At 65.4% G+C, this 14117-nt stretch carries 9 protein-coding genes; 7 read left to right on the top strand and 2 right to left on the bottom strand.

Annotated features, from left to right (window positions below; translation table 11 throughout):
• Nucleotides 1-52 precede the first annotated feature (52 nt).
• From VN706_15650 to VN706_15625, 6 genes are all read left to right on the top strand, one after another.
• Nucleotides 53-1597, top strand: coding sequence for a PilT/PilU family type 4a pilus ATPase (locus tag VN706_15650; GenBank protein ID HXT17076.1), 1545 nt, complete (start codon nucleotides 53-55; stop codon nucleotides 1595-1597).
• A 66-nt stretch (nucleotides 1598-1663) separates the two neighbouring features.
• Nucleotides 1664-2344 (top strand): RraA family protein, encoded by a 681-nt coding sequence (locus VN706_15645; protein ID HXT17075.1) that lies wholly within the window; start codon nucleotides 1664-1666, stop codon nucleotides 2342-2344.
• Nucleotides 2341-3456, top strand: a complete 1116-nt coding sequence (locus VN706_15640) for an alanine--glyoxylate aminotransferase family protein (GenBank protein HXT17074.1) — start codon at nucleotides 2341-2343, stop codon at nucleotides 3454-3456. Before VN706_15645 ends, VN706_15640 begins: the two co-directional genes overlap by 4 nt.
• A 7-nt stretch (nucleotides 3457-3463) precedes the next feature.
• Entirely contained in the window at nucleotides 3464-4705 is a 1242-nt protein-coding gene (locus tag VN706_15635) for a dicarboxylate/amino acid:cation symporter (protein ID HXT17073.1), read from the top strand.
• Nucleotides 4702-5967: an aconitase/3-isopropylmalate dehydratase large subunit family protein gene (locus tag VN706_15630; GenBank protein ID HXT17072.1), complete on the top strand. Its 1266-nt coding sequence runs from the start codon at nucleotides 4702-4704 to the stop codon at nucleotides 5965-5967. The genes VN706_15635 and VN706_15630 overlap by 4 nt, the downstream gene beginning before the upstream one ends.
• Nucleotides 5964-6506 (top strand): 3-isopropylmalate dehydratase, encoded by a 543-nt coding sequence (locus VN706_15625; GenBank protein HXT17071.1) that lies wholly within the window; start codon nucleotides 5964-5966, stop codon nucleotides 6504-6506. The genes VN706_15630 and VN706_15625 overlap by 4 nt, the downstream gene beginning before the upstream one ends.
• On the opposite strand, the gene VN706_15620 is transcribed toward VN706_15625, so the two are convergent.
• Together VN706_15620 and VN706_15615 are read right to left on the bottom strand one after the other, a co-directional pair.
• A complete protein-coding gene (locus VN706_15620; GenBank protein ID HXT17070.1) occupies nucleotides 6475-6972 on the bottom strand; it encodes a hypothetical protein in 498 nt (165 codons plus the stop codon). The two genes, VN706_15625 and VN706_15620, sit on opposite strands and share 32 nt — an antisense overlap.
• Nucleotides 6973-7097: 125 nt before the next feature.
• The gene (locus tag VN706_15615) at nucleotides 7098-10364 is read right to left on the bottom strand and encodes a hypothetical protein (protein ID HXT17069.1); all 3267 of its coding nucleotides are present in this window, start codon (nucleotides 10362-10364) and stop codon (nucleotides 7098-7100) included.
• 197 nt (nucleotides 10365-10561) lie between these two features.
• On the opposite strand from VN706_15615, the gene VN706_15610 reads away from it, so the two are divergent.
• Entirely contained in the window at nucleotides 10562-14041 is a 3480-nt protein-coding gene (locus VN706_15610) for a glycosyltransferase (GenBank protein ID HXT17068.1), read from the top strand.
• Nucleotides 14042-14117: the final 76 nt, after the last annotated feature.

Raw genomic sequence — 14117 nt, 5'->3', positions numbered from 1 at the left:
GTCTGCGACCCACGAGGCCACTGCGTAGTAATTGACGCGCGTGGAGCGACGCGTGGCTGAGCAGCCGGCGGCGGTAGCGAAATACATACTGGTCGTTGATGATGAGCCGATGGTCTTGCGCGCCCATATGCGCGTGCTCGAGTCGGCCGCCTATATCTGTTTCGGCGCGCGCAACGCCGCGGACGCGATGTCCGTGCTCCGCCGCGAGTCGATCGATCTGGTCTTGAGTGACGTCCGAATGCCGGGTGATGACGGTATCATGCTGGCACGCGCGATCCGACGACACTTTCCCGATTTGCCGCTGGTGATGGTCACAGGAGTGGCAGACTTCTCGTCCGTGGCTGCAGCTCGCGATGCGGGAGCGCACGACTACCTCGTCAAACCGGTACCGCCGTCGGAGCTGATCTCGGCGGTGGCGAAGGCTCTTCGTCGCGAATCGCCATCCAGCCTCGTTGATCCAGCAGCGGTTACTGCGACGCCGCGCGCGCCGGCGATGCAAAGCGATGAGGCGGGAGCGCGCGCTGAACCGCACGTCGATCGTTTGTTGCGCGCCATGGTGCAAGCGGGTGCCTCCGATCTTCACCTATCGACGAGCGTTGCGCCACTCATCCGGAAGGACGGCGAGATGATGCGCCTGGACGCCGGGGGAGATCTACTCAGCGCTGAAGATGTCATTCAACTGCTCGCGCCGATTCTTCCGGGCAAAACACGACAGGAGTTCGAGGACGAGCGCGACGCGGATTTCGCGTATGAAATTCCCGGACTCTCGCGTTTCCGCGGCAACATCTTCATGGATCGGAAAGGGGTCGGCGCCGTCTTTCGGACCGTGCCGACGCGGATTATGACCGTAGAGGAACTCGGACTGTCCGATCAGATACTCGAGTTGTGCGCGTTGCGGAAAGGTTTGGTGCTGGTGACAGGAACGACCGGCTCAGGCAAGTCAACGACGCTCGCGGCGCTGATCAATTACATCAACATGACGCGGTCCGACCATATCGTCACCATCGAGGACCCGATCGAGTTCGTCCATGAGAATAAGCGCTGCCTTGTCAACCAGCGTGAGGTATACACGCATACCCGCTCGTTCCGCACTGCCCTTCGTTCGGCGCTCCGCGAAGATCCCGATATCGTTCTGATCGGTGAAATGCGAGATCTCGAGACGATCTCGATCGCCCTCGAAACCGCGGAAACGGGTCATCTCGTCTTTGGCACACTGCACACGACGACGGCCGCGTCGACGATCGATCGGATCATCGATCAATTCCCGGCCGAGCGACAACAACAAGTGCGGGTCATGCTCTCGGAGTCGCTGAAGGGCGTGATCGCCCAGACGCTTTGCCGCCGGCGTGTCGGTGGCCGGGTCTCCGCGCTCGAGATCATGCTCGTCAACACGGCGATATCAAATCTCATCCGTGAAGGAAAGACCTTTCAGATCGGATCATTGATCCAGGTAGGGAAGGCGGCCGGCAACATCTCGCTCAATGACGCGCTCCTTGCTCTGGTTCGCGACAACGTCGTGACGGCTGACGAGGCGCTGAGCAAGGCAGTGGATAAGGCGGCGTTTACAGCGCTGCTGGCGCGCGGGGTCAACCACTAGCAGGGGTGTTGCGAGCACGAGGTCCGAGGTGCTTCTTAAATGCCTCACCACGCCTCACTCCCCCCAATGCCACGCACCGGCAAGCTCGGCTTTCGCGTCCTCCCCGCCCCACCGCGCATCGACACTCGCGTCGTCGAGCGCTTTCGCGGCATGGCCAGCTCCAATCTCGCCGACGCGATGGGCCGCTTCAACTTCATGGATCCCGCCATTCGCTCTCGCAGCGGATTCGCGCTGTGCGGTCTCGCCGTCACCGTCAACGCGCGGCCAGCCGACAATCTCATGATTCACAAAGCGCTCGACGTGGCCGAGCCGGGCGACGTCGTCGTCGTGAACACGTGCGGCAACACGACGAGCGCAGTGTTCGGTGAGTTGATGTGCAACTCCGCCGCCGCGAAGAAACTCGGCGGCATCGTCGTCGACGGTGCCATCCGCGACGTGGACGGCATCACGAGCCTCGGCTTCCCCGCATTCAGTCGCACCGTGTGCGCGGGCGGTTGCGACAAGGACGGCCCTGGCGAAGTGAACGTTCCGATCTCGTGCGGCGGAACGGTCGTGATGCCGGGCGACATCATCGTCGGCGACGACGACGGCATCGCGGTCGTACCTCGTGACCATGCGGACGACGTGTTGGCGCAGGTCGCGACGCTGATGGATCGCGAGCGCAAGCGCATCGCCGAGATTCGCGCGGGCACGTGGTTCCGGCCCGACGTGGATGAGCTGTTGCGCGCGAAGGGTGTGATCGAGTGAGCGAGCTGCTGTTGATGACACCGGGCCCCACGCGCGTCCCCGACCGCGTGCTGCGCGCCGGCGCGCGGCCGATGATTCATCACCGCACACCGGAGTTCTCACGCGAGCTGCGCACCGTCGTCGAGCTGCTCCAGCCCATCTTCGGCACCACGACGCCTGTGCTGCCCGTGCACACCACCGGCCGCGGCGCGCTCGAAGCCGCGATCTGCAATCTCTTCTCGGCGGGCGACGAGATCGCGGTGTGCTGCAACGGCAAGTTCGGCGAGATGTGGGCCGGGTTCGCCGAATCGTATGGCGTGGTCGTGCATCGCATCGCGACCGAGTGGGAGCGAAGCGTAAATCCGTCGGACGTGAACGAGGTTCTCTCGGAGCATCCGCGCGTGCGCGCCGTTGCACTGGCATATGCCGACACCTCGACCGGCGTCGCGAACGATGTTGCCGGCGTCGCGCGAGTCGCCAACGCGCGCGGCGTCATGACGATGATCGACGGCGTGGCTTCGATCGGCGGCATGCCTTTCTCGTTCGATGAGTGGCACGTCGACGTCGCGGTCACCGCCTCGCAGAAGTGCCTGATGTCGAGCCCCGGTCTCTCGTTCGTCGCCATGAGCGACCGCGCCTGGCGCGCCAACGAATCCGCGCGCCTGCCCCGCAACTACTGGAGCTTTTCGGCCATTCGATCAGAGATCTCTAAAGCGAAGCCCGAGACGCCGGGGACGACGCCGGTGCATCTCGTGCTGCAGGTGGCCGAGTCGCTGAGAATGATTGACGAGGAAGGGTTCGAGAATGTGGTGCGGCGTCATCGTGAGATGGCGGAACGCACCCGGCACGGCATCGAGGAGCTTGGGCTGTCCCTGCAATGTCCAACGTTGACCGACCGCGCGACGACGATGACGGCGATCTCGCTCGCCAACGGGCCGGCGCCCGCCGACGTGCGCAATGGGCTCAAGGCGCGCGGGATTCTGACCGCCGCGGGACTTGGACCGTATCAGCCGGCGGGATTTCGCATCGGCCACATGGGCGACATTCGGCTGAACGACGTCGAGCGGACGCTGTCGGCGCTGAGCGAGGTGCTCGCCGAGTTGTCGGCCACGCAACCGGTCCCCGCGGAGTGAGCGTCGGATGAAACTTCAAACGCGTATCTTCATCGGCATGATAGGCGGGGCCGCACTCGGCGCCATCGCGAGGTTGTCTCCGGTCTTGCTCGATGGCGTCATGGCGCTCGAGCCCATCGGCACCGCGTTCATTCGGCTGATCACGATGGTCGTCGTGCCGCTCGTCATCGGCAGCTTGTTCACGGGCGTCGCGTCGCTCGGCGACTTGCGGCGCCTCGGACGCATCGGCGGCCGAACGCTCGCGTACTTCGTCGGAACGACCGTGCTCGCGGCGACGGTCGGTATCCTCATCGCGCACGCGGCACCGTTCGGTGCGCTCGCGGCGAAGAACGAGGGTATCGCGACCAACGCGTCGGTTCCGGGGGTCGGCGAGGTGCTGCTCGCGATGATTCCGCAGAATCCATTCGCCGCCGCCGTGCAAGGCGATCTGCTGCCGTTGATCGTCGCGGTGTGCATCTTCGCCGCGGCAGCAACGACCCTCGAGGATGAAAAGCGCCGTTCCGTGCTCGCGCTGTTCGAGCGCTTGAACGAGCTGTCGATGATCGTCATCGGGTGGATCATGAAGCTCGCGCCGCTCGCGGTGCTGGTGCTGATCGCGGTTACCGTTGCGACATCGGGCGCGGCCATGCTCGAGAATCTCGGACTGTTCGTGGTGACCGTGCTCATCGCGCTTGCGGTTCACACGGTACTCGTGCTCATGCCGCTGGTGCGCTTCGCCGCCAACATGAGCGAGTCGCGATTCATCCGCGGTGTTTCCGACGCGTTGATGCTCGCGTTCGCCACTGCGTCGTCGAGCGTGACGCTGCCGGTGAGCATGGCGGCGGCGACGAATCGGCTCGGCATCTCGAACGATGCGGTGGCGTTCGTGCTCCCCGCCGGCGCCACGCTCAACAAGAACGGCTCGGCGGTTTACAAGGCGGTGACGGCCGTGTTTCTGGCGTCGGTGTATGGATTGGCGCTCGGTCCGTCGCAGTGGTTCGCGATCGTCGCGGCGTCGACCGTCGCCGCGTTCGCCGGAGCCGGCGTGCCCGGCAGCTCGCTCGTGACGACGCTCATCGTGCTCAATGCCGTCGGATTGCGGGATCAGGCGGCGGCCGGTATCGCGCTCGTCGCGGCGGTGGATCGGCCGCTCGACATGTGCCGCACCGCGGTGAACACGCTGAGCAATCTCGTCGGCGCGGCGTGGGTTGGCCGCGCGGAGCACGCGACGGCGGAGGTGCCGTCGCCGGTGACGGAGACCGCGGGATGAGTGGCAAGACGATGGCCGAAAAAGTTCTGTCCGACAAATCCGGCCACGACGTTCGGGCGGGCGAGATGGTGGTGTGCGATGCGGATCGCGTGATCGGCACCGACGCCTCGGCGCCGATGGCCATTGCCTACTTCGAGAAGATGGGCGGCTCGTCGGTGCGGTATCCGGAGCGCGTCGTGTTCGCGCTCGATCACTACGATCCCACGACGAGCCCCGGCACGGCCAAGTATCACGATCTCGTGCACGCCTTCGCCGCGACGCACGGTCTCGACGTCTCGGAACGCGGCGAGGGGATCAGCCACCAACTCGCCGTCGAACGCGCCGTCGTCCGCCCGGGACAGCTCGTGCTCGGCGCCGACAGTCATACGGTGACGTGCGGCGCGTTGAATCTGTTCGCGACGGGCATCGGCTCATCCGATCTCGCGGCCGCGATGATCACCGGCCAGATCTGGCTCCGCGTTCCCGAGACGATTCGCATCGTCCTCAGCGGCGCGCGACGCGACGACGTCACCGTGAAGGACGTCGCGCTCGCCATCGTCGCGACGCTCGGCGCCGAAGGCGCGAACTATCAGGCGATCGAATATTCAGGCGACGCCGTCGCGTCGTTCGCGATCGAGGAGCGGCTCGTGTTGAGCAACCTGCTCGTCGAAAGCGGCGCCAAGGCGGCGATGTTCCCCGCTGACGACGTGCTCGCGAGCTATCTCGCCGAGCGTGGCGTGACGTCGTACGACGCGGTGAGCGCCGACGAGGATGCGACCTATTCGAGAACGCTCGAGATCGATCTTGCGTCGCTGGCGCCGGTCGTTGCGCTGCCGCATTCGCCCGCGAACGTCGCGACGTTGGCGGCCGCTGCCGGCACGCCGATCCAGATGGTCTTTCTTGGCACCTGCACGGGCGGTCGCGTGCGCGACTATCACGAAGCGTTGGAGGTGCTCGAGCGCGGCGGCGGGCGACTCGCCGACGGCGTCGAGCTGGTCGTGACGCCGGCGTCGCGCGACGTGGAGCGGCGGTTGACCGCCGATGGCACGCTGGCGCGGCTCACAGAGATCGGCGCGATCGTCACGGCGCCGGGGTGCGGGGCGTGCTGTGGCACGAGCGGCGTGATTCCGCGCGACGGCGTGAACGTGCTCTCGACCGCCAACCGGAACTTCAAGGCACGAATGGGCAACGCGACGGCGCAGATCTATCTCGCGTCGCCGGCGGCGTGCGCGGCGGCCGCGATCACCGGCGCGATCACCGATCCGCGGACGATCGGCACGTGACGCCGCTGCTCGAGGGCCGCGCCCGCCGGTTCGGCGACGACGTCAATACGGACTACATCATCTCGTCGGCGCGGAAGAAGGAGACGCTCGATGAGAGTTTGCTAAAAAAGTATCTGCTCGAGACGGTCGATCCGTCGTTTGCCGCGACGGTACAGCCGGGCGATTTGATCGTTGCCGGCCGCAACTTCGGCTGCGGGTCGGCCATGGAGGTCGCGGCGACGGTGATTCTCGCCGCGGGTATTCGCGCGGTGATCGCGGAAAGCTATTCGCGGACGTTCTATCGCAACGCGGTGAACAATGGGTTGATGCCGATCGAGTGCGACACGTCGAAGATCGCCGAGGGCGATGCGATCGTCGTCACGGCGTTCGGGCGGGGGGTGCGGGTGCTCGATCGCACGAGCGGTGACGCGGAGGCGGGGGCGATTCCGTCGGGGATCGCCGCGAAGATTCTCGAAGCGGGGGGGTTGGTGGGGTACCTCAGGAAGAACGGCTCTCTGTCATCGGGCGCTACGGCTCGAGCCCCTTCACGAATTTCATGAACGTCTCCCGCTCCGCCACCACCCGCCCTTCCGGCCCAAAGATCTGAATGAACAACGCGCCCTTCGACGTCTCGACGATCGACGCGATGAGCGCCTGACCGGCCCGCACCGAATCCGCTGACCCGGCGCCGATTCCGCGACGATACGTTCCGTGAAACTCGGCGTACGTGATCGGAAATGCGCCGGTCGAATCGCGCGAGATCTTCTCGAACGTCGGACCTACACCGCCATTGGTGAACGCATCGCGCCATCGCGCCACGTTCGCGTCGACGTTGCCGCCCATGCGCGCGCCGAAGAAGTAGACCACGACTTCCGCGCTCGGTCCCGCGCTCGACGCGGGCACGACATACTCGCCCAATCGACTGGACGACGACGGCGCACGCGTCGTCCAGGTCGAAGGGACTGTCGTGTGGTAGTCGAGGAACGTCGCGGATTGCGCATTCACACGCGCAGCAAGGACTGTCATCCCGAGCAACGCGAGGGATCTAACATCACGATCGAGGGGCAAGCCACTCTTACGCAGATGCCAGATTCCTCGCTTCGCTCGGAATGACAACGTCGCTCGGAATGACAACGTCGCTCGGAATGACGTCACTTGCCCGCCCGACTCTTCACGGCGTTCCAGCGCTTCATGACGGCCGCCGCATCCGCGCGCGCCTTCGCGACCGCCGCAATCTCACCCGCGGTCGGCGTGACGTCGGCGCCTTGCATCGCCATCGCGGCGTTGATCATCTCGCCGCTCACCGTCTCGAGCGACGGCAGCGAATCGACACCGCCCCGCCCACCGCGCCCCCCGCCGCCAAACCCGCCGCGGCCGCGACGACCCCCGTTCGCCGGCGCCGGCGCGAGTCGATCGATCTCCGCCTTGAGGGCCGGATCCGCACTCGACTGTTCGACCGACGACGCCAATGCGCGCGCCTGATTGAACGCCGCGTGCAGCGCGATCGCACCATCGTACATCTCTTTCGTGAGTGACGCGAGCTGCGCGAGACCGGCCGCCGGGGTCTTCACGCGCGGATCGAGCTTGAGCGTGAGCGGCTGCGTGTACGTCTTGCCGTCGACCGTCAGTCGAACGGTGTAATTGCCCGGCGGCGCCCACGGCGCGTACGGAACCGCGTACGTGCGATGAGGCACCGCGCCCGTCGCGGCGTCGTCTTCGCCGGCGTTCGGATCGGACGCGTTGGTCTGATCGTAGCGCAGATCCCACGCGAACCGATGGAAACCGGCGCGGGTGCCGAGGCGAATCGGAGGAGCGGGCCAGTAAAGTGGCAGCCCGCAGTCGGCGGCGTTCGGCTGCCGCTTGCACAACTCGTTGTACGCTTCGGGATCGAGCGCGGGATGCGGATCGCGAATCGGATCGGCGCTCGTGTAGTGGCGCACACGCTTTCCCTGCGCGTCGAGAATCTCGAGCGTCACCGGACCCGTGGCCGCCTTCGCGAGATGATAATCGATGATGCCGCCGGGCAGCGGGTTCTCGCCCGCCAGCAGCTCGGGCGGCCACGGTGTCGGATCGTTCGTCGCGAAGCGCACACGAACGGCCGTCGGCGGCTTGAACAGAAACGCGTTGGCCGCCGGCTCCGACTGCATCACGTCCGTGATCTGCCGGAACGACGAGATGTTGTCGAGCACCCAGAACCCGCGCCCGTGCGTGCCGGCCACGAGCACCGAGCACAGACAGATGCTGTCGTCCTTGATCTGAATGTCGCGCACGGAGATCGCGGGCATGTCGTACTTGATGGAATTCCAATGATCGCCATCATCGTTCGAGACATAGACCTGCGTTTCCGTCGCGGCAAACAAGAGTCCTTTCTTCTTAGGATCCTCGCGGATCGAATTCGCCACCGCGCCGGGCTCGAGGCCGGTGTCGATCTCCGTCCACGTCTTGCCGCCGTCGTGCGTGCGGAAGAAGTGCGGATTCATGTCGTCCAGGCGCATGGTGTTCACCGCGGCGTACGCGGTGGTGTTGTCGAAATGTCCCGCCTCGATGTTGAACACGCGCGCCCACGGCTTCACACTCGGCGGCGTGACATTGGCCCAATGAGCGCCGCCGTCCATCGTCACTTCGATCGTGCCGTCGTCACTGCCGGTCCAGATGATGTTCAGGCTGCGCGGCGAGGGCGACATCGCCGTGATCGAGCCCTGCGGGCCCGGCGTCACGGTGCTCGCGTACTTGCCCGCGGTCGGCGGAACGTCCCACGTCTGCCGCGTGAGATCGGGACTGATGCGCGTCCAACTGTGCGCGTGATCGGTGGACTTCCAGATGACGTTCGACGCGTAGAAGAGCGTCGTGTTGTCGACCGGCGACCACTGAATCGGCATCGTGCGCACGTTACGACCGTATGTGTTACCCTGCCGCTGCTCGGCGGTCGGACCGACCTGCGTCGTCTGCCCGGTGCGCCGATTGTAGAGCGATACGCCCTGGCGCGCGCTGCCGTACACCATGTCGGGATCGCGCGGATCGGGCGCGGCGATACCGTATTCCTGAATGTTGACCGGATGCCAGTCGTGGAACGTGATCTCGCCGTCCATCGACGTGCTGGCGACGCATGCCGAGCCGGAATCCTGCTGCCCGCCGCACACGTTGAACGGGAACGAGTTGTCGATCGTCACGTGATACATCGCCGCCGTTGGCTGCGTGTACCAGTTGCTCCACGACAGTCCGCGATTGGCCGAGACGACGCCGCCTTGATCGGAGACGATGAGAATGATGTTCGGGTTGGTTGGGCTCACCCAGATCTTCTGATAGTCGTCGCCGCCCGGTGCGCCGCGGAGCGCGCTCCACGTCTGACCGCCGTCCTCCGTGTGCCACGACACGGTGGACGCGCTGTACACCACGTTGTCGTTCGTCGGATCGACCGCGATCGTCGGCAGGTCGCCGCCGCCGATGCGCGCGAGCGGACGCGGATCGTTGCCGACTTTCGTCCAATGCGCGCCGCCGTCGGTCGACTTGTAGAAACCGACGACACCGGTCGTGTTGTTCGCGCCGCCGCCGCCTCTCCCGCCGCGGCCGCCGTTGTCCGGGACCGTGCCCGCCGCGGTTGCGTACAGCGTGTTGGGATGCGTCGCCGAGATCCCGAGGTTCGCCTGGATGATGTTCGGCAGGCCGTCGGTCAGCTGCGTCCAGTGATCGCCGCCATCCGTCGACTTGTAGATGCCGTTCCCCGCGCCGCCGAAGCCGCCGCCCTCGATGAAGCTCTGCTGCTGCTGCCACAGCGTCGCGTACACCGTGTTGGGATTCAACGGGTCGATGCGAACGTCGTTGCCGCTGGTATACTCGTCCTTATATAATACTTTCGTAAACGTCTGCCCGCCGTCGGTCGAGCGGAAAATGCCGCGCTCGGCATTCGGCCCGTACGGGTGGCCGAGCGCCGCGACGAAGATCCGGTCCGGATTCTTGGGATCGACGTCGATCATCGCGATCATCTGGCTCTCGCGCAGGCCGAGGTGCGTCCAGGTCTTGCCGCCGTCGGTGGACTTGTAGACGCCGTTGCCCGTCGCGAGGTCGGGCCGAATGATGCCCGCGCCCGTGCCGACATAAATGATGTTCGGATCGGACGGCGACACCGCGATGGCGCCGATCGAGCCGATGGACTGGCTGTCGAACAGCGGCACCCACGTCGACCCGTAGTCGGTCGACCGCCACACGCCGCCGTTGTCGAAGCCGATGTAGAACACGTTCGGCTGCGACGGCACACCCGCGAGCGCGCGAGCGCGACCGGCGCGCGTGGGTCCGATCTCGCGCCAATGCCACGTCAGCGACTCGTTGGGCCGCGACTGTTGTTGCTGTTGCGCGCTAAGATTGAATGTCCCGGCCGTGGCGGCCGCGACGAGGAACGAGCAGACGGCGAGAGTGCGCACGGAGAATGCCCAATGCTGAAGGTGAGGAGCTAAACTTCCGTGCAGCGGGCGCCAATCTCAAGAGCTAAATCGGTCATTCCGAGCGCCGGCTAAATCGGTCATTCCGAGCGCAGCGAGGAATCTGCTGTCATGGTAAGAGGGGCCAGTCACTCGATCGGGATGCCAGATTCCTCGCCTTCGCTGCGCTTCGGCTCGGAATGACTAGAAGCCCCGTCTTTCACGACCCGCACGGGCGGCGCGAGCGCATTCTTCGAACGGCCGCCCGCACCGGCGCGATCGTCAGCACCATCCTGGGCGTCGCCCTGGCGGCGAGCCTCATCATTCCGCCCCTCCTGCCGCGCCTGGCACTCGGCAGCGACGAACATCCGTCAGGCCTGACGCGCTTCGCGGGAAGCAAAGCGGCGCGCGAACGCATCGCCGCGCGTCGCCGACTGTTCGCCGCCCTCACGCACTCTCCCGCACCGCCGGCCATTCGCCGCAACCAATTGCCCGTGCGTGCGTCCGCCCCGCCGAAGCGCACGACACCCCCGGCGCAACGGATCACCGCCGGCTTCTATGTGAACTGGGACGACAACTCGTTCTCGTCGCTTCGGCTGCACGCGGCGCAGCTCGACTGGGTGATTTGCGAGTGGGGGTTCCTCTCACCGCACGGCGACTCGCTGCGCGCGCGAATCGACAAGCGCGTACTCTTTCTCATCGATAGCACGCTGCCGCGCAACCAGCGGCCCAGCGTGCACTTGATGCTCACGAACTTCGACTCGGCGCGCTCGAGCTTCGATCCGCGCATGCTCGAACGCTTCGTGACGTCGCCGGTGCATCGCGCCGCGGTCATCGCGCAGCTCATGGACAACGTCACACGATACGGACTCGGCGGCGTGACGGTGGATCTCGAGGACATTCCCGATCCGCTGCAGCCGTACGTGCTGCAATTCGTTCGCGATCTCGCCGCTCAGCTGCACGCGAAGGGGTTGGTGATCAGCCAGGCGCTGCCGCCGGAGACGACGCCTGCGGTTTTGCGACAATATGCCGCGATCGACGACCGCATCATCATGATGCTCTACGACGAACATTCCGGGCGTCAGGACAGCGGCCCCGTCGCGAGCCAGTCGTGGTACGACACGCAGGCGCGCCACATCGCGAGCATCATTCCGGCGAACAAGCTGATTCTCGCGGTCGGTGCGTACGGATATGACTGGAACGATGCGCAGCCCAATGCGGTCGGCGAAGAGCAGACGTTCCAGGACGTGATGCGAAACGTGCATCAGCACAACGCGACGATCGCGTTCGATTCGCTCGCGATGAACCCGTACGTGACGTGGACCGACGCCGATTCGACGGATCATGTCGTGTGGTTTCTGGACGGCGTCACGGCGTACAACGAGCTCATCGTCGGCCGAACGATCGGCGCTGCCGGTGCGGCCGTCTGGCGACTCGGCTCCGAGGATCCTTCGCTGTGGTCCGTACTGCGCCACGGCGGCGCGACGCCGGTCGCGGATTCGCTCGACAGCGTCCAGCCCGGATACGACGTGGATTTTCGCGGCACCGGTGAGCTGCTGCGCATCGAGACGTTTCCAACGCTTGGCCGGCGCACGTTGCGCATTCAGCAGAGCACGGGCCTCATCACGCGCGAGCGCATCGACGCGGTGCCGCTCCCCTACACCGTGCAGCGTTCGGGCGGCGTCGCGCATCGCATCGCGCTCACGTTCGACGATGGGCCGGATAGTCGCTGGACGCCGCAAATTCTCGACACGCTGCGGTCGCGTCACGCGCCAGCGACGTTCTTTCTCATCGGCAAGAACATCGAGACGAACATCGCGCTCACGCGGCGCATCGCGGCCGAAGGGCATGAGGTGGGGAATCATACCTTCACGCATCCGAATCTCGCGCTGACGTCGCCGCTCGTGACGCGACTCCAGCTCGATGCGACGGAGCGGATCATCGAAGCGGTGCTCGACCGACGGAGCGCATTCTTTCGTCCACCGTATTTCGGCGATGCCGAGCCGACGACCGCCGACGAATTGATTCCTGTCGGCATCGCGACGGAGCTCGGCTACGTCACCGCGGGTTTGCACGTCGATTCCGAAGACTGGACGCAGCCGCCGGCGCAGCAGATCATCGCCAACGTGCTCGACGGCAGACGGGCCGCGCTCGAATGCAGCGACTCGTTGCATCAGCACGCGACGATCACGCTCGAGCGCGGCTGCAGCGGCAGCGTCATTCTCATGCACGACGGCGGCGGCGATCGCGCGCAAACCGTCGCGGCATTGGGGTCGCTGATCGATTCACTTCGCGCCGAGGGCGACACGTTGGTGCTGCTGTCGTCGCTGGCGGGCATGTCGCACGAAGCGGCGATGCCGCCGCTTCCCAAGTCGAGCGCCGCCGCACGACTGAGCGAGCTCCTCGCATTCGGCACGTTCGGCGTCATCGAGTGGATTCTCTATTGGCTGTTCCTGATCGCCGTGGTGCTGGGCACGGCCCGACTGGTGATCATCGTTTTCCTCGCCGCGGTGCAGCGGATGCTCTCGCATCTCGCGCGTGATAACGAGGCGACCTATGCGCCGAGCGTGAGTGTGGTGGTACCGGCGTACAACGAAGAGAAAGTGATCGTGAAGACGATCGAGAGTTTGCTGCAGCAGGAGTACGCGGGGTCGCTCGAGGTCGTGGTGGTGGACGACGGATCGCCGGATTCGACGTACGATCAGGCGATGGAGGCGTACGGCAAGGAGCCGCGCGTCACCATTCATCGCAAGGCGAACGGCGGGAAAGCATCGGCGTTGAACTATGGAATCGCGCGCGCGCACGGCGAGATCATCGTCGGGCTCGACGCGGACACGGTGTTCTATCCCAACACGGTCGCGCGGTTGGTGCAGCCGCTGCGCGACGAGCGTGTCGGCGCCGTCGCCGGCAACGCGAAGGTGGGCAACCGCCTCAACATCGTGACGCGCTGGCAGGCATTGGAGTACGTGACGAGCCAGAATCTCGACCGGCGCGCGTTCTCCCTGCTCGATTGCATCACGGTGGTCCCGGGCGCCGTCGGTGCATGGCGGCGCGAGCTCGTCGACACGCTCGGCGGATTCAGCGACGACACGCTCGCGGAAGATCAGGACCTCACGTTGAACGTGCGGCGCGCGGGCTATAGCGTGGCATACGCCGACGATGCCATCGCGCTCACCGAGGCGCCGGACACACTTCGGGGATTAGCGAATCAACGATTTCGTTGGTCGTTCGGCACGCTGCAGTGCATGTGGAAGCATCGTCGCGTGTTCATGCGCCGGGAGCACGGAACGCTGGGCTGGGTGGCGATGCCGAACGTGTGGCTGTTTCAGTTGTTCTTTCCCGCCGTGTCGCCGATCGCGGATTTGATGTTCGTGTACAGTCTGTTCAGCGTGTGGCTCGTCCGGCAGCAGCACGGATCGACGTACGCGCTCGTCAATCTTCGACACGTGCTGATGTACTACGGTGTGTTTCTGCTGGTGGATTGGGTGGCGGCGGTGATTGCGTTCTGGATGGAACCCGACGAAGATCGGAAGCTGACGTGGCTGATTTTTCTGCAGCGGTTCGCGTATCGGCAGGTCATGTATATGGTGGTGGTGCGGTCGTTCAGGGCCGCGATCCGCGGGCATGTCGTGGGGTGGGGGAAGTTGGAGAGGAAGGCTACCGTTGAGCTAACTGCCTGACCACGGACAGCGGCGGACGACCGCGGAACGGCGCGGAGACGGCGTTAACTGGTAACTGCAGTACCACGGGAATGCG

Source organism: Gemmatimonadaceae bacterium, assembly GCA_035606695.1.
Lineage (GTDB): Bacteria > Gemmatimonadota > Gemmatimonadetes > Gemmatimonadales > Gemmatimonadaceae > JAQBQB01.
This window is presented reverse-complemented; position numbering and strand designations above follow the sequence as displayed.

Coding starts and splice junctions, on each gene's coding strand:
- VN706_15610 (HXT17068.1), top strand. CDS start 10,562: ATGACTAGAAGCCCCGTCTTTCACGACCCGCACGGGCGGCGCGAGCGC.
- VN706_15630 (HXT17072.1), top strand. CDS start 4,702: ATGAGTGGCAAGACGATGGCCGAAAAAGTTCTGTCCGACAAATCCGGC.
- VN706_15635 (HXT17073.1), top strand. CDS start 3,464: ATGAAACTTCAAACGCGTATCTTCATCGGCATGATAGGCGGGGCCGCA.
- VN706_15620 (HXT17070.1), bottom strand. CDS start 6,972: ATGACAGTCCTTGCTGCGCGTGTGAATGCGCAATCCGCGACGTTCCTC.
- VN706_15645 (HXT17075.1), top strand. CDS start 1,664: ATGCCACGCACCGGCAAGCTCGGCTTTCGCGTCCTCCCCGCCCCACCG.